This is a genomic window from Paenibacillus sp. FSL R7-0312 (genome assembly GCF_038004445.1).
Taxonomy (GTDB): Bacteria; Bacillota; Bacilli; order Paenibacillales; family Paenibacillaceae; genus Paenibacillus_AQ.
The window spans coordinates 4,879,861-4,905,424 of record NZ_JBBORE010000001.1; the positions used below are offsets into that span (position 1 = coordinate 4,879,861).

The 25,564-nt window shown below is 56.9% G+C and carries 3 protein-coding genes; all 3 read left to right on the forward strand.

Going from position 1 to position 25,564, the window contains the following annotated elements:
• Positions 1 to 57: 57 nt before the first annotated feature.
• From MKX70_RS21415 to MKX70_RS21425, 3 genes are read left to right on the forward strand one after another with little or no spacing between them, the layout of a single operon-like run.
• On the forward strand, positions 58 to 12,504 hold the full coding sequence (locus MKX70_RS21415; protein WP_340840680.1) for an SDR family NAD(P)-dependent oxidoreductase: 12,447 nt from the start codon (positions 58 to 60) through the stop codon (positions 12,502 to 12,504).
• Positions 12,501 to 16,328, forward strand: a complete 3,828-nt coding sequence (locus MKX70_RS21420) for a beta-ketoacyl synthase N-terminal-like domain-containing protein (RefSeq protein WP_340840681.1) — start codon at positions 12,501 to 12,503, stop codon at positions 16,326 to 16,328. The genes MKX70_RS21415 and MKX70_RS21420 overlap by 4 nt, the downstream gene beginning before the upstream one ends.
• The gene (locus tag MKX70_RS21425) at positions 16,312 to 25,554 is read left to right on the forward strand and encodes an SDR family NAD(P)-dependent oxidoreductase (protein WP_340840682.1); all 9,243 of its coding nucleotides are present in this window, start codon (positions 16,312 to 16,314) and stop codon (positions 25,552 to 25,554) included. The genes MKX70_RS21420 and MKX70_RS21425 overlap by 17 nt, the downstream gene beginning before the upstream one ends.
• Positions 25,555 to 25,564 lie beyond the last annotated feature (10 nt).

Sequence of the window (25,564 nt, forward strand, 5' to 3'; positions counted from 1 at the left end):
CTGTAAGAGCGGCCGAAATTCATACATTCATTAGGAAGAGAAGTGGAGGCTAAACAGATGAGCAATAATGGCATACATAGCGGCGAACGCCCTTTTTATCTGTTTCTCTTTTCAGCCAAGACCCGGGAGGGCCTGATTCGGAGACTTGCGGATCTACAAGAGTGGATCAAGGAAGAGGCGGATGCCAGCACGGATGTCGGAAATATCGCCTACACGTTATCCGTCGGCAGAAGCCACTTTCCCGAGCGGGCGGCCGTGATTGCCGGCGATCTGCAGGAGCTGGAAACGGAGCTGCTGCGCACCCATGAGGCGCTTGCTGCGGATACGGGCAGCGCCTCCCGTGTGCTGCGGCGAAACCAGAACGGGCGTGAGGATCAGCGCAGGCTGGACGGGATAGTGGGGAAAAGAATAGCTGACGGGACAAGTGGGGCTCCAGTCTCCCGGCAAGCGCTGGATGAGGCCGCAGGACTGTATATGGAAGGCTGCATTTGCAGCTGGAACGTCTTGTACAGCGATCGCCAATATAACAAAACACCGCTGCCTACTTATCCGTTTCAGAAACACCAGTATTGGCTGGAGCTGAACACCGCAGCGCCTTTAGCTGCAACAGGAGGCGCTGCGGTACAAGCGATAAGCCCGGTATTGGATAGCAACCAGTCTACGGTGCATGAACAGTGTTTTGCGAAAAAGCTGACGGGCACAGAGTTCTACCTGAACGATCATATCGTATCCGGACATAAGCTGCTTCCTGGTGTGGTCCAGCTGGAGATGGCTTTGTCCGCTGCGGCTGCTTCACTGCCGGGTACAACGGTCCGCAGGATAACCGGTGTTGTCTGGGCTTACCCGATTCAACTGGAGGACGGCGAAGCCGCTAAGACTGTGCAGGTGCGCCTATATCCGGGAGAAGCGGAAGCTGAACTAGATTACGAGATTACAAGCCTGTCCGAAGGAAATACGGTCGTTCATAGCCAGGGCAGTATCAGTTATACAGCGGAAGAACCGTCTGGTAATCTGCTGGACACCCTGGATATTACCGCGTTAAGCCAAGGGAAGACGCGCATCAGCGGAACCCAAATCTATGACAAGTTCAGAAAACATCAGCTGCTGCTCGGCCCGTCCTTTCAGTCGATAACCGAAATGTTTGCGGGGGAGACAGAAGCGTTAGCTTTCATCGAACTGCCTGCACATTTACGCGAAGGCTTCAAGGAATTTACACTGCATCCCACCGTGGTTGACGGAGTACTGGAAGCAGTCATCGGTCTGGTCAGCTCTCAGGAAGAACTGGAGGGTGCGGTGGCTCTGCCGTATTCTTTTGACAAGCTGGAAATCTTCGGGACCCTGCCGGCGAGCTGTGTATCCTATGTGAAAAAGCGGGAGTCCGCCAATACCGGCGGTGACCAGGAGTTCGACGTCGTGCTGGCCGACGGGCAGGGCCGGGTCCTGCTGAAGTTCACCCGCTTTGTACTGAAGGTCTTCCATCAGGGAAGACAGCAGAGTACAGAGGAGATGAGCTTTGCCTATGAGTGGAAGGAGAACGGTACGTCCCTTCCGCAGCAGGATACTATTCAAGGCGATGTACTCGTATTTACCGGGCAGCCGGAGCTATACAAGGAATTTGCCAAGGCCAAAAGCCGGGCTGATCAGGGCCAGTTAACTATAGTGGGAGCCGGTGCAGAGTACCATCAGGACCGAGAAACGCATTACCGGATTAACCCGGAGCGGCCGGCCGATTATGCCCGCTTAATTCGTGAATTGAAGAGCAGAGGCTGTACGCTGGAGACCATCGTGTATGAACAACCTGAGGTTACTGCTGCTTCAACCGGGGCCGCTGCCGCGGGGGCATATCTGCACCAGCTGTATCTGGCGCAGGCGCTGATGGCTGGCCAGGAAAACCGGCATACCCGGGTGATCCAGTTATGCAAGGGCGGGGAGAAAGAGGCTGTACTACCGGAGCTTGGAGCACTGAGAGGCTTCAACAAAACGCTCAAGCTGGAACATTCCAAGCTGCATTTCAGCACGCTGTTCACCGGACAGGCCAGCACGGAGGAGCTGTACCGGATGGTTGCCGCCGAGGTTCGCTCGGCTGACGATGAAGTGCTGTACCAGCAGGGCAGAAGATATGTTCATGCACTCAAGGAGATCGCTCTTCCCGAGAAGGAAGCCGCGCGTGATATCCTCCGGCCACAGGGCGTTTACCTCATAACAGGCGGACTGGGCAAGCTGGGGCTGATTGTGGCGGAGCATCTTGCCGGGCAGGTTCAGGCCAAGCTTGTGCTGATTGGCAGATCCGTACTTCAGCCGGAGCAGGAACAGCAAATCATCCGTTTACAGAAGCTCGGTGCAGAAGTGCTGTACGTGCAGGCGGATATTTCGCAGGAACAGGCAGTAGCAGCGGCTGTTGCCGAAGCAAGGAGCCGGTTCGGCAGTCTGCATGGCATCATTCATGCGGCGGGAGTCACCCGCGATGCACTTATCCAGGTGAAGGACGCGGAGCAGGCCGGCGAAGTGCTTGGGGCCAAAGTCCAGGGGCTGATCTATCTCGACCAGGCAACGCAGGAGGATAAGCTGGATTTCATAGCGGCATTCTCCTCAATAGCTGCGGTCACAGGAAATACCGGGCAGAGCGATTACGCGTATGCCAATGCTTTTATGGACGAATATATGCTATCCCGACATGCATTGGTACGATCGGGTCACAGATACGGAAAGTCCATCTCCATCAACTGGCCGCTCTGGAAAGAAGGGGGGATGCAGGTAGAGGAACAGACGCTCTTGTTCTTCCGGAATACCGTGGGTCTGAAACCGCTGGATACTGCGGCGGGACTAGGCTATTTCGAGGCAATCCTGAACGGGAATGTACCACACATATTGCCGCTTCAGGCAAACCGCAAGAAAATCAGCGGCATTCTTGGCCTTGAATCAGCGGCTTCCGGTGCAGCTATAACCGGAGAAGGAGCCGGTCACCGGGCGAATCTGGCGGCCGAATTACTGGAGCAGACTCAGCAAGCCATCACCGGAGTCATCAGTCGCTTGATGAAGCTGGATGAAGCTGTGATCCATCCCGATCAGGATTTGGGCGAATACGGTATGAGTTCCATTACGTTCACTGATGCCGCAAATGCGGTCAATGATGCGTTTCAGGTGCGGATGACACCGGCGGTCTTTTTTGAATATCCGACGGTCCGTGCATTATCTGCCCATCTGGCGGAGAGCTATGCGGACGAATTAGTTGGATATTTCAGCCAAGGAGCCGTGCAGGCAGCTGCAGCTACTGTTGATTATGGGCCGGTTAAGGCGGGGGCCGCCGGTACGAAGACCAGACAAGGGTGGAAGCTGCCTCAGCCGGAGTCAGCCGGAGCCGTCAAACGCGAGCCGGTTGCCATTGTCGGGATCAGTGGAGCTATGCCTGAGTCGAGGGATCTGGAGACATTCTGGGACCAGCTGCGGCAGCAGAAGGATCTGATCTCGGAGATTCCCGGCGACCGCTGGGATATTCAGGAACTGAACCGGCTGAAGGGCCGCGGCCCGGACAAGCCGATCTCCTGCTGGGGCGGCTTCATGAAGGACATCGACAAGTTTGACCCGGGCTTCTTCGGCATTAACCCGCGTGAAGCCGATCTGATGGACCCGCAGCAGCGGATATTCCTGGAAACCGTGTGGTCCACCCTTGAGGATGCCGGATATAAGGCTTCGGCGCTGTCAGGCAAGAAGGTGGGGCTGTTCGTCGGGGTCTCTACGAATGATTACAGCACTCTTCTGCAGGATAACGACATCGAGATTGAAGCTTATTCTTCCACAGGCAGCTCTCACTGCGTACTCGCCAACCGGATTTCTTACCTGCTCAATTTCCGCGGACCAAGCGAGCCGATTGATACGGCCTGCTCCAGTTCCCTGGTGGCCGTGCACCGGGCGGTGGAGAGTATTCAGAACGGCGACTGCGAACAGGCGATTGCCGGCGGTGTGAACGTGATTGCCGCCCCAACCCTGCACATCTCCTTCAGCCGTGCAGGCATGCTGTCACCGGACGGACGCTGCAAAACCTTCGATCAAAGCGCAAACGGCTATGTGCGCGGAGAAGGTACAGGAGCAGTTCTTCTGAAGCCGTTAAGCCAGGCCGAAGCAGACGGGGATTATATATATGCGGTTATCAAAGGAACGGCGATCAATCATGGCGGCAAGGTCAGCTCGCTGACGGTGCCGAATCCGAAGGCGCAGGCAGAGGTGCTGGTGGAAGCCTATGATAAAGCCGGCATTCCCCCGGATACTATCGGTTATATCGAAGCGCATGGCACCGGTACCAGCCTGGGTGACCCGGTGGAGATCAATGCGCTGAAAAGCGCTTTTAAAGAGCTGTATCACAGACACGGAATCCCGGTGAGCCGGGAGCAGTATTGCGGACTGGGCGCGGTCAAGACCAATATCGGCCATTTGGAAGCCGCCGCAGGCATTGCCGGAATCCTGAAGGTTGTGCTGGCGATGAAGCATAAGACTTTGCCGGGGAACGTTCACTTTAACCAGCTGAATCCTTATATCGAGCTAGAGCATTCGCCTTTTTATATCGTGGAGAAGACGCAGGAATGGACAACGCTTGAAGATGCGCCAAGACGGGCGGGGGTCAGCTCCTTCGGCTTCGGCGGGGTGAACGCCCATGTGGTACTGGAGGATTATACGCCTGCAGCCGCCATGGATTCTTCCGGTCCTGGCTCCGGTTCCGGGCAATCCGGGAAGTCGGAACAGTCGGGGCCGGGCAACGTGATCATCCTGTCCGCTAAGACCAAGCCCCAGCTTCAGCAAAAAGTGCAGCAGCTGCTCAGCTACCTGACGCTTCACGGCGATAAGGAAGAGCTTACGCTGCATAACATCGCCTTCACGCTGCAGACAGGAAGAGAAGAAATGGCGGAGCGGATGGCTTTTGCCGCCACCGGCAAGGAGGAGCTGGTGAACATTCTGCGCAGCTGCCTCGCCGGGCCGGAACAAGCCTATGCAGTGTGCTACGGTCGGGTACCCGCACAGCCTGCGGCTTCACCATCGCTGTCCGCCAAAGCCGGAGACCGCTTATCGGCGCAGCCGGTTACAGCCCTGGAGCTTTCGGAGCTGCCGAAACAATGGACCTCCGGAGAGGCGGTGGACTGGAGCAGCCTGTATGTAAACCGGAAGGGCAGACGCATTCCGCTGCCGGTGTATCCTTTTGCCAGAGAAATCTGCTGGGTCCGTAAAAATACACGCCGTATCGCTCCCAAGCTGTCTTCCGCAGAAGCGGCTGCCGCCGTACTCCATCCGATGGTTGACAGCAATGTCTCCACTATGGAAGAGGAGAAATTCCGAACAGTGCTGCGGCTGGACCAGTTTTTTGTGAAGGATCACGTGGTTGGCGGGAAGGTTCTGCTGCCTGGTGTAGCCTATCTGGAGATGGTACGAGCTGCTGCCGCTTTGGCGGGAATCACCCCGGTAACGGGGCTGAAGGATGTCCGGTGGATTAAGGCCGCGGAGCTGGAGGTAGACCGGAAGGAAATTTACACCTCTTTCCGGCTTGTTGAATCAGGAGAGCTGGAGTACCGGGTGTTCAGTGAAGCCGGGGATCAGCGCGTTCTGCACTCCTCGGGGATTATTTTGCAGGAGACACCGGCTTCCGCCCAAACGCTGGAGATTGCGATGATCAAGGAGAGAAGTACATCCACCTTCGATCATGCACAGTGTTATGACCATATCTTCAAGGGCGTCGGCTTCGATTATGGCCCCTCCTTCCGGGTGACGAAGACTGCTTATGGCTCTATACAGGAGGGCTTGTCCGAAATTTCTCTGCCGGAGCATCTAGAAGCGGATTACGCGGACTATGTGCTGCATCCGTCGATCATTGACGGTGCGGTGCGGTCGCTCTCCTGGGCAGGCAACCGCAGCGATGAGGACTTGACACTCCGGGTGCCGTTCGCCCTGGACCGTATGGAGCTGGTCGGTGAGGTTCCCCGGCAGTGCTACGCCTATGCGAAGACCGCAGAGGGGGCAACCGGCACGGATGATGAGGGAACGCGGAAGTATGATATCCGGATTACAGATATTGAAGGCCGGGAGGTTGTGCGGCTGTTTGGATTCTCGATTAAGCAGTACGCCACAGCCAAAGGAGCCGCACCCGGGCAAGCTGCCGGTTTATCGCTGTATGCTCCGGAATGGGTAGAAGCTGGTCTGCCGCAGGAATCCGCTGCGTTGTCCTCAATTGTGGTGTTCGGCTCAGCGGCTTTGGCCGGTTCTATCCGGGGGCAGGCTACGCAGCAAGGCTTGGCGCCAGACCGCTGTATTCAGGTTCAGGCCGGGGCCGGATATGCCCGGCTGAGCAGCACAGAGTATGTGATCAACCCGGGACAGGCAGCGGATTACCTCCGGTTACTGGAAGCTTTGAACACTCAGGGCGTGGAGCTACAGCATATTGTGCATGGCTGGAATGTGAATGCCGATGCCGGTGCAGGGGTTGGGGCTGCGCTGGAAGATACGGGAAGTCTGCAAGAAGGGCTGGCGGAATTTCTGGAGGTGCAAATGGATCAAGGGCTGTATTCCCTGCTGCATCTCTTGCAGGCGGTGTCAGCATCGAAGCCGAAGTCCAGAATCAGATGCTTATATGCCTATGACAGTGCAGAACATGTGCTGACGCCGCTGAATGAAATGGCTGCCGGATTAGCCCATTCGATCTCTGCCGATCATCCGTTGTTCCAACTGAGTCTTGTTCAGCTAAATGCAGCGGCACCAGCAGAAGCTGCAGAGCGGTTGGTTCAAGAATTACTGCCGCCGCAGCTTGCCAGCGGGACAGAGATCAGATACGACGGCGGAGCACGTTATCTGCGGAAGCTCCTTCCGCAGCCCATGCTTCACCAGGCCGGGGAATCCAGGTTCATCAGAGGCGGTGTCTATATTATTACCGGCGGCACCGGAGCACTCGGCATGCTGGTGGCGGCTGAACTGGCCGCTACGGTTCAAGCCAGGCTGGTGCTGGCCGGAAGGCAGCAGGTGGATGTGGAAATTCAGGCGAAGCTGGAGCATTTGGCGGGTCTTGGCGCAGAAGCGGTCTACCTTCAGGCCGATATTGCCGACATGGGCGGTACAGTCCGGTTAATCGGACAAGCCAAAGCTCGCTTCGGCGGGATTAACGGCATCCTTCATTGTGCCGGAATCGGCGAGACGGTGAAGGCAGCGGAGAGCAGCAAAGCAGGCTTTGCCCGCATTCTCGGCCCCAAAGTCAACGGGACCCTGAATCTGGATCTGGCCAGCAAGGAGGAAGCGCTGGATTTGTTCATCCTGTTCTCGTCCACCTCTGCACAGATCGGGGATATGGGAGCGGGCAGCTATGCGGCTGCCAATAGCTTCATGGACCGGTTTGCCGTCTATCGTGACCGTCTTGCCGCACAGCATCAGCGGCAGGGCAAGACCGTATCCATCAACTGGCCGCTCTGGCAGGATGGAAGATATCAGGTTGCCGCAGCCCAGCAGCAGGTGCTGGCCGATTATTATGGCATGCACCTGCTGGACAGCAGAACAGGCCTGGATATTCTGGAGGCTGTGCTAAAAGAGGATGCCGTGCAGGCCTTCGTCGGCTACGGCGATCCGCACAAAATCGCCCGGGTGCTCGGTATAAGCGGAGCTGGTCAAGCTGGTCAGGCGGCGACAGCGGCGCAGTCAGCAAGCAGCAGCGTTGACAGCGGGGAACTGCTGGTACGGACGCAGGCTTATCTTGTCAGCCTGCTTGCCAAGACTCTGGGCATCTCCAGGGACCGGATCGGCCAGGCTTCACCGCTGGATGCCTTTGGTTTGGATTCGATCATGATTCTGGAGCTGAATGAGTCGCTCCAGCGCGATTTCAGCGGACTGCCGACCACATTATTTTACGAATATAACACGGTAGAATCGCTTGCCGGTTACTTCACCGGGCATTACGGAGCACAGCTTGCTTCCCTATTGAAGCTTGAGCAGCCGCGGAACCCGGAGGCGGTGAAATTGTCAGTAGATCCGCAGGCTGCGGCAAGTGCAGCAGTGCAAATGCACAGCAGCAATTCTGTCGGCCGCACTGGTGCCGCAGCGCAGGGCGGACGCTTCCTGCCGAAGGCAGGGGAAGCTGCACCGCCGGTAAGAAACGCGGTGAACAACGGCGGTATGGATATCGCGGTCATCGGCATGGATGGCAGATTCCCGATGGCGGGCAATATTTCCGAGCTGTGGGATAACTTGAGGGAAGGGCGGGACTGCATAACCGAAATTCCCGCTGACCGCTGGGATTACATGCGTGACTACGATGCGGAGAAGGGCAAGAAGGGCAAAATTTACACCAAATACGGCGGTTTTATCGACGATGTGGACAAATTCGATCCGTTATTCTTCCAGATGACACCGCGGGATGCCCAGTTGACGGACCCGCAGGAACGGTTGTTTCTGGAATGCGCCTACCACACCGTTGAGGATGCCGGATACACCCGTGAGAAGCTCGCCCGCTCCAAGGTCGGTGTTTTTGTCGGCGTCATGTATGGCCATTATCAGCTTATCGGGACGGAAAGCTACGCCTCAGGCAATCTGGTAGCGCCTAACTCGTCCTTCGCGTCCATCGCCAACAGGGTGTCGTACTTGTTCAACTTCCAGGGGCCGAGCATGGCGGTTGATACCATGTGTTCCTCCTCGCTGACCGCGATTCATCTGGCCTGCGAGAGTATCCGCAGCGGTGAGAGCGAGGCTGCGCTTGCCGGAGGCGTCAATGTGACGATCCACCGCAACAAATACGTGTTCCTGTGCAGCCAGCGCTTCGCCTCCAGTGAAGGCAAATGCCGGGCCTTCGGCGAAGGCGGAGACGGTTATGTGGCCAGTGAAGGTGTGGGCGCAGTTCTGCTCAAGCCGCTCAGCAAGGCCATAGAAGACGGAGATCATATCTACGGAGTCATCAAGGGTACGGCAGTGAATTCCGGCGGTAAAACCAGCGGCTACACCGTGCCGAATCCGGGTGCCCAGGCTGCGGCTATTACTGAGGCCCTCCGCAAGTCGGGCGTACATCCCAGAACAATTACCAGTCTCGAAGCGCATGGCACCGGGACCTCACTGGGCGACCCGATTGAAATTGCCGGACTGTCCAAGGCGTTCGGCCAGTACACGGACGAGAAGCAGTTCTGCTCGATCAGCTCGGTCAAATCGAATATCGGACATCTAGAATCTGCTGCAGGGATTGCCTCAGTAGCCAAGGTCATGCTGCAGATGAAGCACCGGATGCTGGCACCGTCGATTCATACGGAGGAACTGAACAGCGGTATCCATTTCGAGGATACACCGTTCTATGTGCAGCGCAGCCTGGACCGCTGGGAGCAAGCTCCGGGCAGCGGAGAGTTGCGCAGAGCCGGCATCAGCTCCTTCGGGGCAGGCGGAGCCAACGTGCACCTGATTGCCGAAGAATACCTACCGGCGCAGGCCGCTGCAGAAATTACCGGAAGCAAGCTGATCGTATTGTCCGCCAAGAACCGGGAACGACTCATGGAGAAGATTCACGAGCTGCACAGTTTCCTGGAAGCACCGCTTACGGGAGAATACACACTGGCAAATATCGCCTACACGCTGAGCACGGGCCGGGAGGAGATGGAGGAACGGCTGGCTTTTGCCGCCTCGACACTGGATGAACTGAAGTCAGCCCTGCAAGCTATTGCGGACGGTGTTGTCCACGAAGGGGTACACCAAGGCAATTCAGCTGCGGCGCTAACGAACGGAGCCGCCATTCTCGGGAATGACCCCGAGGACATTGCTTATATCGCCGCGCTGGCCCGCAAGAATCAGCTGGAACGAATTGCGAAGCTATGGGTCCTCGGCACGCCGATTGACTGGAGTCTGCTCTTTGCAGGCTATAAGCCGCAGAAGGTTTCCCTGCCGCTGTATCCTTTTGCCAGAGAACGATATTGGCTGGAGAACACGGGCAGCATCAGCACAGGAATAGCTGTAACTGCAGCGAACGGACAAGCGGAGAACGGTCTAATGCCTGAAGGGCTGCTCTCTCTGCACCCGCTGCACCCGCTGGTGGATGTCAATATCTCCACACTGCGCGAGCAGCGGTTCCGCAAGCGGCTCTCTGTCGAGCAGTTCTACCTGCGGGATCATATCGTTGCGGAGCAGATGCTGCTGCCCGGGGTCACTTACATTGAGATGGCCAGAGCTGCAGGTGAAATTGCAGCCGAAGCCACAGTCAGCGCGGTCCGGGACATTGTCTGGCTGAAGCCGGTGGTGATGACAGAGGATTCCATGGACCTGGATATCGTTCTGGAGCCTGAAGGGGAGGCCGTGCATTATGAAATCTTCAGTAATGCCCGGAGCGGCAAGGTTGTGCATTCCAGAGGCGTTCTGGAATTCGCTGAGGTGCCTGCATCCCGGAGAAGCCGGAGCCTGGACCTGGATGGAATCAAGGGCCGCTGCCCGGGCCGCAAGGATAAATACGAATGCTACCAGCATGTATTCAAAGGAATTGGGTTCGATTACGGTCCTTCCTTCCAGGTGACAGAAGAGGTGCTGAGCGGGAAGGAAGAGACGCTGGCCCGCTTGTCCCTGAACGAGGCCTACAGAGCCGCATTGCCTGAATTTGTACTTCACCCCGCGTTATTCGACGGGGCGGTACGCTCGGTGGCCGCAGGCAGGGATGAAGCAGGCAGAGCCACGCACATTCCATTCTCGATGGGGAACATCGGGATATTCGCACCAATTCCTACCGACTGCTATGTGTACACCCGGGTGAAGGAGCAGCCGGGAGAGAACAACCAGGGACTGAACATTTTTGATATTGCCATTCTCGACCTGGACGGCCATGAAGTGGTCAGAATCGAGGATTTCATCGTCCGGCCGTTTGCCGGTAAGCCGGAAGGCCGTCGCCCGGAGGAGGAGATATTCTACTATACTCCGGTCTATGAGAATGAAGCGCTTGTCCCGGTAATGGGTGCAGAGCGGCGGAATGTTCTGATCTTTGGCGAACCGGCAGGCGGCGGGGGCAACGGTGATAAGGATGCCACTCATCCGCCGCTGCACATGATGCCAAGCGGAGCAGACGGCTGCGTCTGGATTACACCGCATACGGAATACCGGGCACGTCAGGGAAATCATATGGCGATTAACCCGCAGAGGGAAGCGGATTATGTGAGACTGCTGCAGGAGCTGCGGGAGAGCGGCTTTGACGCCACTCATGTCTTGCATCAGTGGGCAGGAACGGCAGCGCCGCTGCCGCTGACTGCGCTAAGTGATGACATGATCCAGCCTGTGCTGACAGAGATGCTGGAGAACGGCGTATTTTCCGTCGTCTCACTGTTTAAAGCCTTCGTTCAGGTGTACGGACAGCAGCCCCTGAAGCTGCTGTTCATCTACCGGACAGACCAGGGAGCCTTCTCGGCTCCTCATGAACTGCTTACCAGCTTCGCGAAGTCGATTGTAACGCTGCACCATAAGTTCCAGATTGCCAGCGTATCGGCGGATGACCATACAATCAGCGGTGTGGGCTTCCAGGAAAGACTTTATCAGGAGCTGTTCTCTTCAGAGAACACAGGTCATACGGATATCCGCTATACCGTAGAACAGCGGCAGGTGCGCAAGATTAAGCCGCTGGAGCTTGGCGGCAGGAAGGCAGCCGTGTCAAGCACCGTTGTTTTTAAAGAAAACGGTGTGTATCTGATTCCGGGCGGTACAGGCGCGCTGGGTATGATTTTTGCCAGATATCTTGCCCGCACTTACCAGGCCACCGTTATTTGCACCGGCAGACAGCCGGCAAGTGAGCGGACGGATGTCTTCATGGAGGAGCTGGAGCGGCTTGGAGGAGAGGGCCGTTATCTTCAGGGCGATATCGCAAGCGCCGGGGATGTGAAGAAGATCATGGGCATCATCAAAAGCGGGTTCGGCGTGCTTGACGGTATCATCCACTGTGCAGGCCAAGGCGGATCAGTACCCGTAACGGAAGCGGACCGCGCGGCAGGCCGGGAGATCATGAATTCCAAGGTACAAGGCTTGATCCACCTGGACCTGTTCAGTACGGATTTTGATCTCGGTTTTCTGATCCTCTTTTCCTCCATTTCGGTGGAGCTGGGTGATCTGGGCGTCGGTTATTATGCCATGGCCAACAGCTTCATGGACCGTTATGCACAGCTCAGAAATGAATCAGTGTCACAAGGGAAGCGCAAGGGCCAGACGATTTCGGTCAATTGGCCGCTGTGGAAGGACGGGGGATTTGAAATTCCCGATAGCGAGTCGGCATTCTATTCCAGCTACCTGGGCATGAGCATGATGGATGAAGATACGGGCATCCGGGCTTTTGAAGCCATCTGCCAGGCGGGCTGCGGCAATATCATAGTTGCTGCGGGGAACAAGCCCAAGATTGATCATGCGTTCAAGCTGGAAAAAAACACACCGGTGCAAGAAGTTCCGCTAGAGGACAAGGAGGCCATTGTTGACCTGCTGACCCGGCTGCAGGCCGGAGAGATGAGCGAAGCGGAAGTGGAACAGTGGATGGGGGGCCTACGATGAGTGACGCAAACCTGGAAATGGGCAGAATTCTGGAGCAGATCAAGCGGGGAGAGATAGACCCCGAGCAGGGCTATACGCTGATCCGGCAGCTGAAAAGCCAGCCCACAGTGCCAGCAGACACCAAGCGGGCAACCGGATCAAATGCAGAGGCACAGGGAGGCCAGGGGCTTCATGACTATACTGTCCAGTATTTGAAGGGGCTGCTCTCGCAGGTCATCGGTCTGGACACAGACCGGATCAATGCGGGGCAGAGCCTGGAGGAGTACGGGGTGGATTCGGTGGCGATTATGGAGATCAACTCGCTGCTGGACAAGGATTTTCCGAATCTTCCGAAGACGCTGATGTTCGAATACGGTAACTTGGCTGAGCTTGCCGGGTATTTTGTACAGAATCAGCGGGAGCTGCTGGAAGGGCAGGCCGGGTACCGGCAGACCCGCGAGAATCACCAGGCGGTTAAGCCCGCCGTACCGGCGGCAGACCTTGCACCGGTTCAGAAGAAGAGTGATGAACCTTCGAAGAAATATAGATCCTTCGTAACGCCCGGCAAGAGCCGGGACCAGGAAGTGGAGCAGGCTCATCCGGCAAAGGACGAGGGGATTGCGATCATTGGCATCAGCGGCGTTTTTCCGGGTGCCCGGAACCTGGATGAATTCTGGAATAATCTGAAGAATGGTGTGGACTGCATTTCCGAGATTCCGCCGCAGCGGTGGGATCACAGCCGGTTCTACGATCCGGAGAAAGGCAAGAAAGGCAAAGTGTACAGCAAATGGGGCGGTTTTATCGACGAATATAACTGCTTTGATCCGCTGTTTTTTCAGCTGACGCCAAGGGATGCGGAGCAGCTAGACCCGCAGGAACGCCTTTTCCTGGAGAGTGCACACAGCGCGATTGAGGATGGCGGCTATACCCGGCAATCCCTGTGGAACAGTAAGACAGGTGTGTTCGTCGGTGTCATGTACGGCCACTATCAATTGTACGGAGCGGAGGAGACCGCCAAAGGAAATACTCTGACACTCAGCTCGTCGTATGCCTCCATCGCCAACCGGGTGTCCTATTTCTTTAATTGGAGCGGGCCCAGCATTGCGCTGGATACGATGTGTTCCTCGTCGCTTACTGCGCTGCATCTCGCCTGCGAGAGCATTTACCGGGGAGACAGCGAGATTGCGATCGCGGGGGGAGTGAATGTCACCATTCACCCAGATAAGTATCTGTTCCTCTGCAATCAGCGGTTCGCCTCGAGTGAAGGCAAATGCCGCGCCTTCGGCAGCGGCGGAGACGGGTATGTGCCCGGCGAAGGGGTGGGTGCACTGCTGCTGAAGCCGCTCGCCAAAGCAATGGAGGACGGAGACAACATCTATGGGGTGATCCGGGGAACCTCGATTAACCATGGCGGCAAGACGAACGGCTACACCGTTCCCAATCCGAATGCGCAGTCGAATATTATCGCGGAGGCGCTGCGCAAATCGGGCGTCCATCCACGGCATATCAGCTATATGGAGGCACATGGAACGGGAACCGCGCTCGGTGATCCGATAGAGATCAGCGGCTTGACCAAAGCCTTCAGAACCCGGACGGCAGATAACCAGTACTGCGCAATCGGCTCGGTCAAAAGCAATGTCGGTCATCTGGAATCGGCGGCCGGGGTGGTCTCCATCATTAAAGTGCTGCTGCAAATGAAGCATAGGCAGCTTGTACCCTCGCTCCATTCCGAGGTGCTGAATCCGAATATTAACTTTGCGGAGACCCCTTTCTATGTTCAGCGCCGCCTGGAAGAGTGGAAGCCTGCCGTTATTGAAGAGGGAGGCGTGTCCAGGGAATGCCCGCGTTACGCGGCGGTAAGCTCATTCGGCGCAGGCGGCACGAACGTGCATGTCATCCTGGAGGAATACATGGGGAAGCCGGAAAGTGTCTTGTCCGCACCGCACATTGACCGCGGCTGCGGGCCGTACATCTTTATTTTATCCGCCAAAAACAAGGACCGGCTGAACGCTTATGCCAAGCATGTCCTTGATTACATTGATCTGCACACGGTGTGGCAGGGAAATGTGCCGGAAGAGATCAGCAGCACTGCACTTAGAAAATATGTGATCGCCGACATCACCGCCTGCTTCCTGCAATCGGCCCTCCTGCCTGCATACATCAGCGCCCGGGAGGCCATTGAGGAATACGGCCTGTCCAAAGAAGAGCTGATGGCTGCTGCGGACGCTCTTTATGAAGCTTATCCGGTCCGGCTGCCTATGGGCCTCCTGACGGGCAGCGCCACGATTGAAGGCATTGCCGGTCATCTGCTGGAGCAGCTGGGTTCTGCAGCCATTACGGCCAGACACGGACTTGGAGCGGGAACGGCAGAATCAACGGAAGATGTGGAAAGCGCAATAGATGCGAACCGTACGGCCGTCTATGATTTCCGCCTGGAAGAGCTGATCTATACACTTCAGGTTGGCCGGGAGCCCATGGAAGAAAGACTGGCGATCGTGGTATCCGGTACGCAGGAGCTGAGGGAGAAGCTGAACCAGTTTCTGGCCGGCAGCCGCAAAGTCTCCGAGGTCTATGCGGGAAATATCAGCGCCGGCAGCGAGATCCGCGACGTTTTCTCGGAAAGTGAGGAAGGGGAAGCCTTCCTGCTGTCCCTGCTGCAGTCCGGCAAGCTGAGCCAGCTCTGCAGATTGTGGGTTAGCGGGGTGAGCTTCAACTGGCAGCTGCTGTATGCGCAGAGCAAGCCGGGCAGAATCTCCTTACCGACTTATCCGTTCGACCGGACACGCTACTGGTATAACTCGGCGGAAGCCGCTGCAGCAGTATTCAGCAGCAAACCCTTAGCGCTGGCGGCGGTCATCGATTCCAATGAATCGGTATTTGAGGAGCAATGCTACAAAAAAAGCTTAAGCGCAGCCGATGCCTACCTGCGCGATCATGTGGTCCAAGGCCGGATGGTGCTGCCGGGAGTGGTCTATCTCGAAATGGCCTGGCGGGCAGGGGCGCTCTCCAGCCGGGAGTGGAAGGTGCAGTCGGTGAACGATGTGAAATGGCGCAGAACGCTGGAGCTGCCGGCAGACAAGGATGTCCAGGACATCTTTGTGGCGCTGGTTGCCCAGGAAGACGGGATAGGAGCCAGTATCTATTCCCTGAACGGGAACGGTCAAAGAGTACTGTACTGCACCTGTACGGTGAATTATACGGACGGTGAAGCCGAAGCCGCGGATGTGAATGCTGTGGATATTCCGCACATCCTCCAAACAGCCAGCCACACCCGTTACCGCGAAGACTGTTATGAGCTGTTCTCGGCTCACGGAATGAAATACGGCCCGAATCTGCGGACCATTGAAGCGGTATATACCGGGGATCACGGCACCTTGTCCAAGCTGACACTGCCGGTACACACGCAAATGCCTCTTCAGGAATATATCCTGCATCCTGGATTTGCTGACGGAGCGATGCAGACAGCATTGTATTCGGTGCTCAGCGGCCAGCGGCAGTATGGAACCTTTGTTCCGTTTGCCTTACAGACTGTAGAGGTCTACAGACCGTTGACACCTGTGAGCTATTGTCTGGTTGCGCCTGCCGCTTATGCGAAGGAGCAGGATATGCAGTTCGATTTGCTGCTGCTCGACAGCTCAGGCCAGCCGGCGGTGCGTTTCTCCTGTCTTTCAGGAAGAGATTTGACGTCTTCTGTGCAGAACACGAGGGCGGCGGAAGCAGATTCGGCGGCTTTGGCGGGGACTGCGCTGCTGGATAAGATGCTTACCAAGCTGCTGAACGGAGAAGCCGGGGTAGACGAAGTTGAGAGAATGCTGGGGGGGAATCTAAGTGAGATCAATTATTGAAAGGATCGCCAGCGGAGCCATCTCCAAGGAGGAAGGCCTCCGGCAGATTGCGGCGCTTAAGCGCTCGGATAAGCAAGTGTGCCTAACCTTCACCAAGACTTTGACGGAACAGCCGCTTACAGACCTTAAAGGGGATTCTCTCGGACATGTGCTCGTTCTGGCAGCCGATAGGGGTCTTGAGCCCAAGCTGCGCGGCCAGTTTGCCTCCTTGTTCCATTCGCTTACGTTTGTCACGGTGGATGAAGCCGGCACCGGCGCGGAAACTGGGCAGGACAGGCCTCCTTTGCAGAGTCAGGAGGATTATACACGGCTGCTGTCCGGCCTGGAGCAGCAGGGACGTTTTCCCGGCAGCATTCTTCATCTCCTGTCCCAGGAGGAAGTGGCCGATGGAGAGACGGATGCTGCCATGGAGAGCGGTGTATATTCAATGTTTGCGCTGACCAAAGCCCTGCTCTCCTTCAAAAAACGCGCAAAGGTTAATATCCTGTTCCAATATAAACATGCAGAGAATCATGCGGTGCATGCTGCACTGGACGGTTTTGTGAAAAGCGTCATGATCGAGAATCCCGGCCTGCTGTACAAGACGGTATCCACCGATCTTGGCCGCGAAGCTTTTGACCCGCAGCTGCTGGAGCAGCTGCTGCTGGAGCTGGGCTCTATGCTGAACGGCCACCGGGAAATCCATTACCGGGGTTCCCGGCGGTATGTGCCGGTTCTTGAACGGTATACTGCTCCGGCAGATCACGTCCCTGTACGGCAGCAAAGTCCCGCAGCTCATCCGGTCTACCTCATCACAGGCGGGCTGGGTGCGCTCGGCTACACGCTAGCCCGCCATTTGGCGGATACCTGTTCGGCCAGCCTTATTCTAACCGGAAGAACGCCGCTGAACCGTGCGCTGGAAGAGAAGCTGCAGGCGCTGCACAGAAACGGCAATCAGGTGAGGTATGTCCGTGCCGACGTGGCAAGTCCAGCCGATACCCTGGCGCTGCTCTCCGAAGTCAAAGCCAGCTTCCCCCGGCTTCGTGGCATCCTGCACTGTGCCGGAATGAGCAGCGATTCCTTCATCCTGCATAAGAAGCGGGAAGAGCTTGAACGGGTGCTGGCCGCGAAAGTTGCCGGTACGCAGAACCTGTATGAGGCGTTTGGGCAAGAATCGCTGGGGTTCATGCTGCTGTTCTCCTCCATCTCCGCCGTGACCGGCAATGTGGGGCAATGCGATTATGCTTACGCCAACAGCTTCATGGACCATTTTGCCAATGAAAAAAGAGCCGCTGCCGGTGTAAACATCCTCTCCGTCAACTGGCCGCTGTGGCAGGAGGGCGGGATGATGACGACAGCGGACAGCCTGGACATTATGCGGAGGAACCTGGGGATATCGGTCCTGCCTACGGCCGAGGGACTGGATGCGTTCGATAAGCTCAGCCGTCAAATGGTGGAGAATGCCTTAGTACTCTATGGCGATGCTGCACGGATAGAGCAAGCGGTAGAGGCAATCAATTATCCGCAGCAGAGGGACAAGCCAAGGGCTGACACGGCGGTTGCCGGTGGCGGAGCAGTATTATTGCCTGAAGCATCACCCACTATATCTATAGATACGGAGGCGCTGAAGCAAGGCGCGGAGCAATATTTGAAGAGTATTTTCATCAAAGTCACCAAAATTCCGCCGCATGCCCTGGGCCTGGATGATTCGTTTGAGAAAATCGGCTTTGATTCCATTATGGCGATGAGCATTAACGAGGAGCTGGAGGCCAGCTTCGGCGAGCTGTCCAAAACGCTGTTGTTCGAATACCAGACGCTGCGGGAATTAAGCGAATATTTCACTGAACAGCACAGTGAGGCACTCGCCGGACTGATTGATCCTCCGACCCCCCAAAAGGCTGCTACGCCGCAGGCCCTTCGCCCGGATGCGCGCCTGCAGCTCTCTGGCAAAACGCCTATTCCGCCTAAGCGGATTCAGCCTTCCGCAAACGCCGTGCAGGCTGCCAGGCAGCGGGACCGCAGCCAGGTGAATGAGGATATTGCGATCGTTGGCGTCAGCGGGAAATTCCCGATGTCCCCGGATCTGCAAGCCTTCTGGAATAACCTGCTTCAGGCGCAGGACTGCATTACCGAGATTCCCGCAGATCGCTGGAGCATTGACGAATATTACACTACGGATAAGAACCAGCTCGGCAAAATGTACTGCAAATGGGGCGGTTTCCTTGATGATGTAGACCGCTTTGACGCTTTGTTCTTCAATATATCGCCCCGGGAAGCGGAGATTATGGACCCGCAAGAACGGCTGTTCCTGGAGTGCGCCTACAGCGCCATTGAGGATGCCGGATATACACCGGGTACGCTGGGCAGCCGCAAGGTCGGTGTTTTTGCCGGTGTGATGTATGGCCAGTATCAGCTCCTGGATGCCGAGATTGACGGCAATAAAATCGCCCTATCCTCCGTCTATGCGTCGATTGCCAACCGGGTGTCCTATCATCTCAACCTGAATGGACCGAGTATCGCACTGGATACCATGTGTTCCTCGTCGCTCACTTCGATCCATCTTGCCTGTGACAGTATCCGCCGGGGCGAGAGCGATTTTGCCATCGCAGGGGGCGTGAATGTCTCCATTCATCCCGATAAATACATATTCCTAAGCCAGCAGAAGTTCGCGGCCAGTGATGGGCGGTGCAGAAGCTTCGGTGAAGGCGGAGACGGATATGTTCCCGGGGAAGGCGTTGGCGCTGTTCTACTGAAAACGGTGGACCGGGCAGTACAGGATGGCGATCATATCTATGCCGTAATCAAAGCCAGCTCCATCAACCATGGCGGCAAAACCACAGGCTATACCGTGCCGAATCCGTCCATGCAGGGTGCGTTGATCCAGGAGACCTTGCAGGCTGCTGGGATTCATCCGCGTACGGTCAATTATATTGAAGCCCATGGTACAGGAACCTCGCTCGGTGATCCGATTGAAGTCAGCGGACTGGTCAAGGCCTTCAAGGAGGGGACAGGCGACAAGCAGTTTTGTGCCCTCGGCTCAGTGAAGTCCAATATCGGACACTGCGAATCTGCGGCCGGCATCGCGGCCATCACCAAGGTGCTGCTGCAAATGAAGTACGGTGTGATTGTTCCCTCGCTTCATTCCGAGGAGCTGAACGGCCACATTAACTTTGAGGAAACGCCTTTTTATGTGCAGCGGCAGGCGGGTCCGTGGGATCGTGTATCGCTGCCGGAAGGCGGAGTTCAGAAGGAATATCCGCGCCGGGCAGGAGTCAGCTCCTTTGGGGCAGGCGGAGCCAACGCGCATATTATTCTGGAAGAATATATCCCGGCCCCGCAGAGCAGCAGTCAAGACAGCAAAGGCAGCGGAGAGCCGCACATCATTGTCTTATCTGCCAGAGCAGAGGACCGGCTGAAGGTTTACGCGCTGAAGCTGGCACAGTATCTGGAGTTGCCTGAAGCGGAAGCGGCCAGTCTTAAGGACATTGCCTATACGCTGCAGGTGGGACGGGAGTCTTTTGCAGAGAGGCTGGCGATCATTGCCGGTTCGGTCTCCGAGCTTAAAGCGCTGCTGGATGAATTCAATCAGGGCCGATTGCCGGGCGGCAAGGTATACCGTGGCAATGTCAAAGGCTTCAAGGATTATATCGAGCTGTTCAACGCGGGTCAGGCGAGAATCTCTTATGTAGACCTGCTGCTGGACGGCGGCAATACCGGTAAAATAGCCCAGCTCTGGTCCCTGGGACTGGATGTCGACTGGCGGAAGCTGTACGAAGCAGGCAGTTGCACAAGAGTTCCGCTGCCGACCTACCCCTTTGCCCGGAACCGTTATTGGGTCAGCGAGGTGAAGCGGCGGGAAATCCGCATCCCGGCTCTGGTCCCGGAGGCTGCCGGTATGGGAGAGCTGGTCGAGCATAATCTGTCCACCATTGACGGCTACCGTTTCTCTTCCCGGTCTGCGGTGATCAGCAGCTGCTATGAACCCTACACCTGGCAGGGACAAGAATATATGAACGGTTTCGGGCTGCTGGCGTTTGCGCGGGAAGCACTGGAGCTGGCCGGTTATAAGCAGGAAGGGCTGCTGCTGGAGAACATGGCCTGGTCGGGTCTGATGGACCGGCAGCAGCTTCCACCGGCACTGGACATTCACATCTTCCCGGACAGGGGAACCGCAGCGGGCGAGATCCGGATCGGGGAGCAAGTCGTCTTTCAATGTGAGGCAGTTGAAGAGGCTAATCAGAACGTAGATGCGGTCTATGCAAAGAAAGATATCCCGGAAGCAGGACAAGGGGAGCCGGTCCTGAAGCAGGCCCGGCAGGCACTCCGCTTACTCTATGGCATGGAGTCCGGACTGAAGCATGTCACCGGCTTGCGGCAAGACAAGAACATCTTGCTGGCCTTTGTTGATCTGGGAGAAGCTCCGGCATCGGACTCCTTCTCCGCAGAGGCCGTGAATTCAGCTTGCCACACTCTGCTGGCCCTCGCTGCGCTGGAGCAGCCGCAGCATCCGGTGGTGCTGCATTCCATCCGTCAAATGTCATTCCGGCACAAGCCGTTGCAGCAATTCGTGATTCGTGCCGAGCGCATTGCCGGGGATGAATACACACTGGCTGTATTAACCGGAGATGGGGCAGTGGTCTGGATAATGCAAGGCGTTCGTCTTACCGGTCTTCAGGTACAGGAGGTACAGGAACGGGAAACCGTCCAGTATTACACCCCCGCATGGACCCTAAGTCCGCAGGAGACGGCCGGAAATCTGACGGGTGATGTAGTGCTGTTCCTGGATGATATGCAGGAGCTGCCGCACTTCAAGCGCAGCTTCGCAGCGGGTGCAAGGCTGATCTTCGTCACCGCCGGGGAGCAATATGCCCAGCTCGGTGACAATCTCTACAGCTTGCGCTTTGACGACAAGCAGCATATTCATATGCTGCTGGAATCTCTGCAGGCGCGGCGTGTAAGCCTGACGCAGATTATATATTTGGCAGCTTCGGCTGCAATGAAGCCGCGCGACAAGCTAAACCACAGCGTATACCCGCTGCTGTTCCTGACCCAGGCGCTGATGGAGAGTAAGGCTGCGGCCGGCATCCGGCTGCTGTATGCCTTCAGGGAGACAGGGGATGCAGGCAGTCTGCTGGATGCCTCAATGGGCGGATTCATCAAGACGCTGCACCTGGAAAGCCCGAACTACAACTTCAAGACCGTCTCCCTGGCAGCTTCGCTGCCGCAGGAGGAGCTTCATTCCATTCTGGAACAAGAGCTGCTGCTGGACCCTGGGGAGCAAGAGGTTCAATACAGCAGCGCGGGCCGGTTCGTTAAGCGGCTCGTTCAAGCCGGAAGTGAAGCAAAGCCCGGCACTCCGGTAACCGTCAGAGCAAACGGTGTGTACATCATTACAGGAGGGCTTGGCGGGCTGGGGCGCGTGTTCGCCGCTTATTTGGCCGAAACGGCGCAGGCGCAGCTTGTCCTGACCGGCCGTTCGCCGCTGGACCGGGAGAAGGAGGCGAAGCTCGCGGCGCTCCGGGCGCACGGGGGTTCTGCCGAATACCTCGTATCGGACGCCGCAGACGAACAGGGAGCACGGGAGCTTGTCGGCTATGCGAAGCAGAAATACGGCCGGATTGACGGCATTCTGCACTGTGCGGGGATTCACCGGGATGCTTTTATTCTGAACAAAGACCAGGCAGACTTTGACCAGGTCATCTCCTCCAAGATCCTCAGCACACTGAATCTGGATCAGGCTGCACAGGAGGAGAAGCTGGATTTCATCCTGCTATTCTCCTCCATTACCGGAGAGACAGGCAATCCCGGGCAGGCGGATTACGCCTATGCGAACAGCTTCATGAATGAATTCGCGCTCTACCGCGAACGGCTGGCCGAAGCAGGCGCACGGTCCGGGCGCACCTTCTCGGTGGCCTGGCCGCTGTGGGAAGCAGATGGCATGCAGCTGACCACGGAACAGCGGAGGATGCTGGAGCTGCAGACCGGCCTGACGCCGCTCCCTGTGCAGCATGGCATAGCATCTTTTGAATTCTTGCTCCAGCAGGGCAATATCAATCCGCTGATTGTCGGATACGGTCAGCTGGAGCGCGTAAGCAGGCTGCTGGAGCGGATTAACCGCGTTGATCCGGCGGAAGCGGAGATTCACCCGGATCAGCTTGAAGACAGCAGCCTGTCTGACACTGAATTGCTGGACCGGACGCTGCACTACCTGACGGAGCTGTTCAGCGGACTGCTTAAGCTTCAGCCGGAAGAGATTGATATTACCGCCGAATTTGAGGAATACGGCATTGAATCGGTGATGGTCGGCTATTTCAACGGCAAGCTGGAAGAGGATCTCGGCGAGATTTCCAAGACCCTGCTGTTTGAATACCAGACCCTTAAGAGCCTCGCTGCACATATGGTCAGCCGCTACACCGGTGCTTTGAACAAGCTGTTCCGCGTTCACGGGGCAAGCCGGGAGCCCATGGAGCAGACTATTACTTCTTCAACCGCTGATTTGGCAGGCCAGCCGGTAATCTCTGCCGCCCAGCCGCCGTTATGGAAAGAACTGACCTCCTTCGCGGGACAAGGCGGGCAAAGGGGTACGGCCCATGCGGCGGCCGGGAAGGGCGAAGAGATCGCAATTATCGGTCTAAGCGGGAAATATCCGCTGGCCGGAGATATTTACGAATTCTGGGACAATATCGCTGGCGGAAGGGATTGTATCCGCGAGATCCCCGCAGACCGCTGGGATTACAAGAAATATCTGGGCGGAAGCTTCGAGAAGGTGCAGGAAGGCAAGATGTACAGCAAGTGGGGCGGGTTCCTCGATGATGTGGACAAGTTCGATCCGGCATTCTTTAATATTGCGCCGCGGGAAGCAGTGATCATGGACCCGCAGGAACGGATGTTTGCCGAGACGGTCTGGTCGGCTCTGGAGGATGCGGGCTACACCAAGAAGAAGCTGCAGCGGGACGGGGAGGAGAACGGCGCGAATATCGGCGTTTTTGCCGGAGCGACCACCTATTCGTACCAGCTGTGGGGACCGGAGGAATGGGAACGGGGCAATCTTTCGGCCATGCCGAACGTGTCACCCTGGTCCATCGCCAACCGGATTTCCTATATGTTCAACTTCAGCGGTCCCAGCCTGGCGATAGACACCGCCTGCTCGTCGTCACTTGCGGCCATTCATGCGGCGTGCGAGAGCCTGAAGAACAAAGAATGCCGCCTCGCGGTAGCGGGCGGAGTGAACTTATATCTGCATCCTTATAAATATGTGCTGATGTGCCAGACCAAGATGCTGTCTCCGACGGGGAAATGCCACAGCTTCGGCGATGCCGCTGACGGCTTTGTCCCCGGCGAAGGGGTGGGGGCCGTTCTCTTAAAGCCTCTGAGCGAAGCGATTAAGGATAAAGATCATATCTATGGCGTGATTAAGGCGACCGGAATCAACCATGGCGGCAAGGTCAGCGGGTATACCGTTCCGAATCCGAATGCCCAGGTCAGCCTGATCTCCAAGGCGCTGAAGCAGGCGGGAGTGGATGCTAGCAGCCTCTCTTATGTCGAGGCGCACGGCACAGGGACCAAGCTGGGAGATCCCATCGAGATTAATGCGCTCAATCAGGTATTTGCTGAAGCGAATCCGCCCAAGCAGTCCTGTGCCATCGGTTCGGTCAAATCCAATATCGGCCACCTGGAAGCGGCAGCAGGCATTGCCTCCATTACGAAGGTGCTTCTGCAGATGAAACACCGGCAGCTTGCCCCTTCCATCCATGCGGAGCAGACCAATGCCAATATTGATTTTGCGAATTCTTATTTCCGAGTACAGCATGAGCAGGCACCTTGGACGGTGGCCGGACCGGACGGCTCAGCCATAAGGCGGGCCGGTGTCAGTTCCTTCGGGGCCGGCGGAACCAATGCCTATGTGCTTATTGAGGAATACACCGCTGAAGTCCAGGCGGGTGTGCCTTCGGCACAGTCTGGTTCCGGTAACGGACACAGCAGCGGCGCTCAGTTCATCGTGCTGTCAGCCAAGACACCTTATTCCCTGAAGCAAATGGCCGTGAAGCTGCGCTCATTCCTGGAAGGCAATCCGGATACCGCGCTTGCGGATGCCGCATACACCTTACAGACCGGACGGGAAGAAATGACCTGCCGCCTGGCCTTTGTATGTACCAGCATCGCGGAATTACAGGCGAAGCTGGACAGCTATCTGGCCGGTGAGAACCTGGAAGACATCTTTTCCGGCAAGGTATCCAAGCGGACGAAAGGGACAGTGTTTACGGCCGGAGATGCTGCAGAAGTGGCAGCTGAATGGGTGCAGGGGGCCGAGGTTGAGTGGCCGAAGCTGCATTCGGGCGAGGAAGTGCGGATTATACCGCTGCCGACCTATGCTTTTGAAAGAGAGCGTTACTGGATTACCCGGACCGAATCGCCGGCTTCCGCAAAGGGCGGGGAAGGACGCAAGCTGCATCCGCTGGTGGACCGCAACCTGTCCAGCTTCAGCAAGCAGCGGTACGAGACGGTCCTTCAGGCGTCTGATAGGAACAGCGGACTGGCGAATACAGCCTTTATCGAGCTGTTCCGTATCACCGCAGAGCTGTCACTGGAGTCGCCCTGCCATGTGATTGAGGATGTGATTTGGGGCGTGCAGCCGCAGCCTGTGGCGGCGGACAGCCTTATGACTTCCCTGTATGAAGCTGGTGCGCACATTGAATGTGAGACAGGCTATGACAACGAGCAAGGCGATTATGTTATTTGTGCCCAGGGAAAAGTCACAGCAGCTCCTTACAGACCTGCAGCCGCAGTAATGCCATTCCGTATGGCTGAACTGGGAGCGCCCGCTGCATGGCCTGAGCCTAATACCACCGCCTTTCAGCATATTGAGACTATTCATGAGCTGCGGACCGGCGCACATCAGGCAGCAATCAGCGTTCGCCTTAAGGAAACTCTGGACTCCGCGCAGAACCGGGCGCTGCTTCACTATTCAGCTGTTGAAGAACTGCTGGCTAGCCTGATGCAGCTGGCCGTACAGGCTGACCAGGTGGAATACCGCAAGATGCTGAGATGTACGGTGCTCGGTCCGATGACCCGGGATGTTCAGGTACTCGCCCGGTGGCGGACGATGAGTGACGGGCTGACGGCAGTTGACATCTCTATCCTTGATCCGCAAGCGCGGGTTCTGATGACCATGGAAGAGCTGACCCTGAAGCTCACAGGAGCCTCAGTCTTAGACGCAGAACGGCGGGGAGTACCCGCAACCGTCTGAAGAGGGCAAG

What these genes read in the sequence shown, in the direction of transcription:
- MKX70_RS21415 (WP_340840680.1), top strand. Translation starts at nt 58, where the DNA reads ATGAGCAATAATGGCATACATAGCGGCGAACGCCCTTTTTATCTGTTT.
- MKX70_RS21420 (WP_340840681.1), top strand. Translation starts at nt 12,501, where the DNA reads ATGAGTGACGCAAACCTGGAAATGGGCAGAATTCTGGAGCAGATCAAG.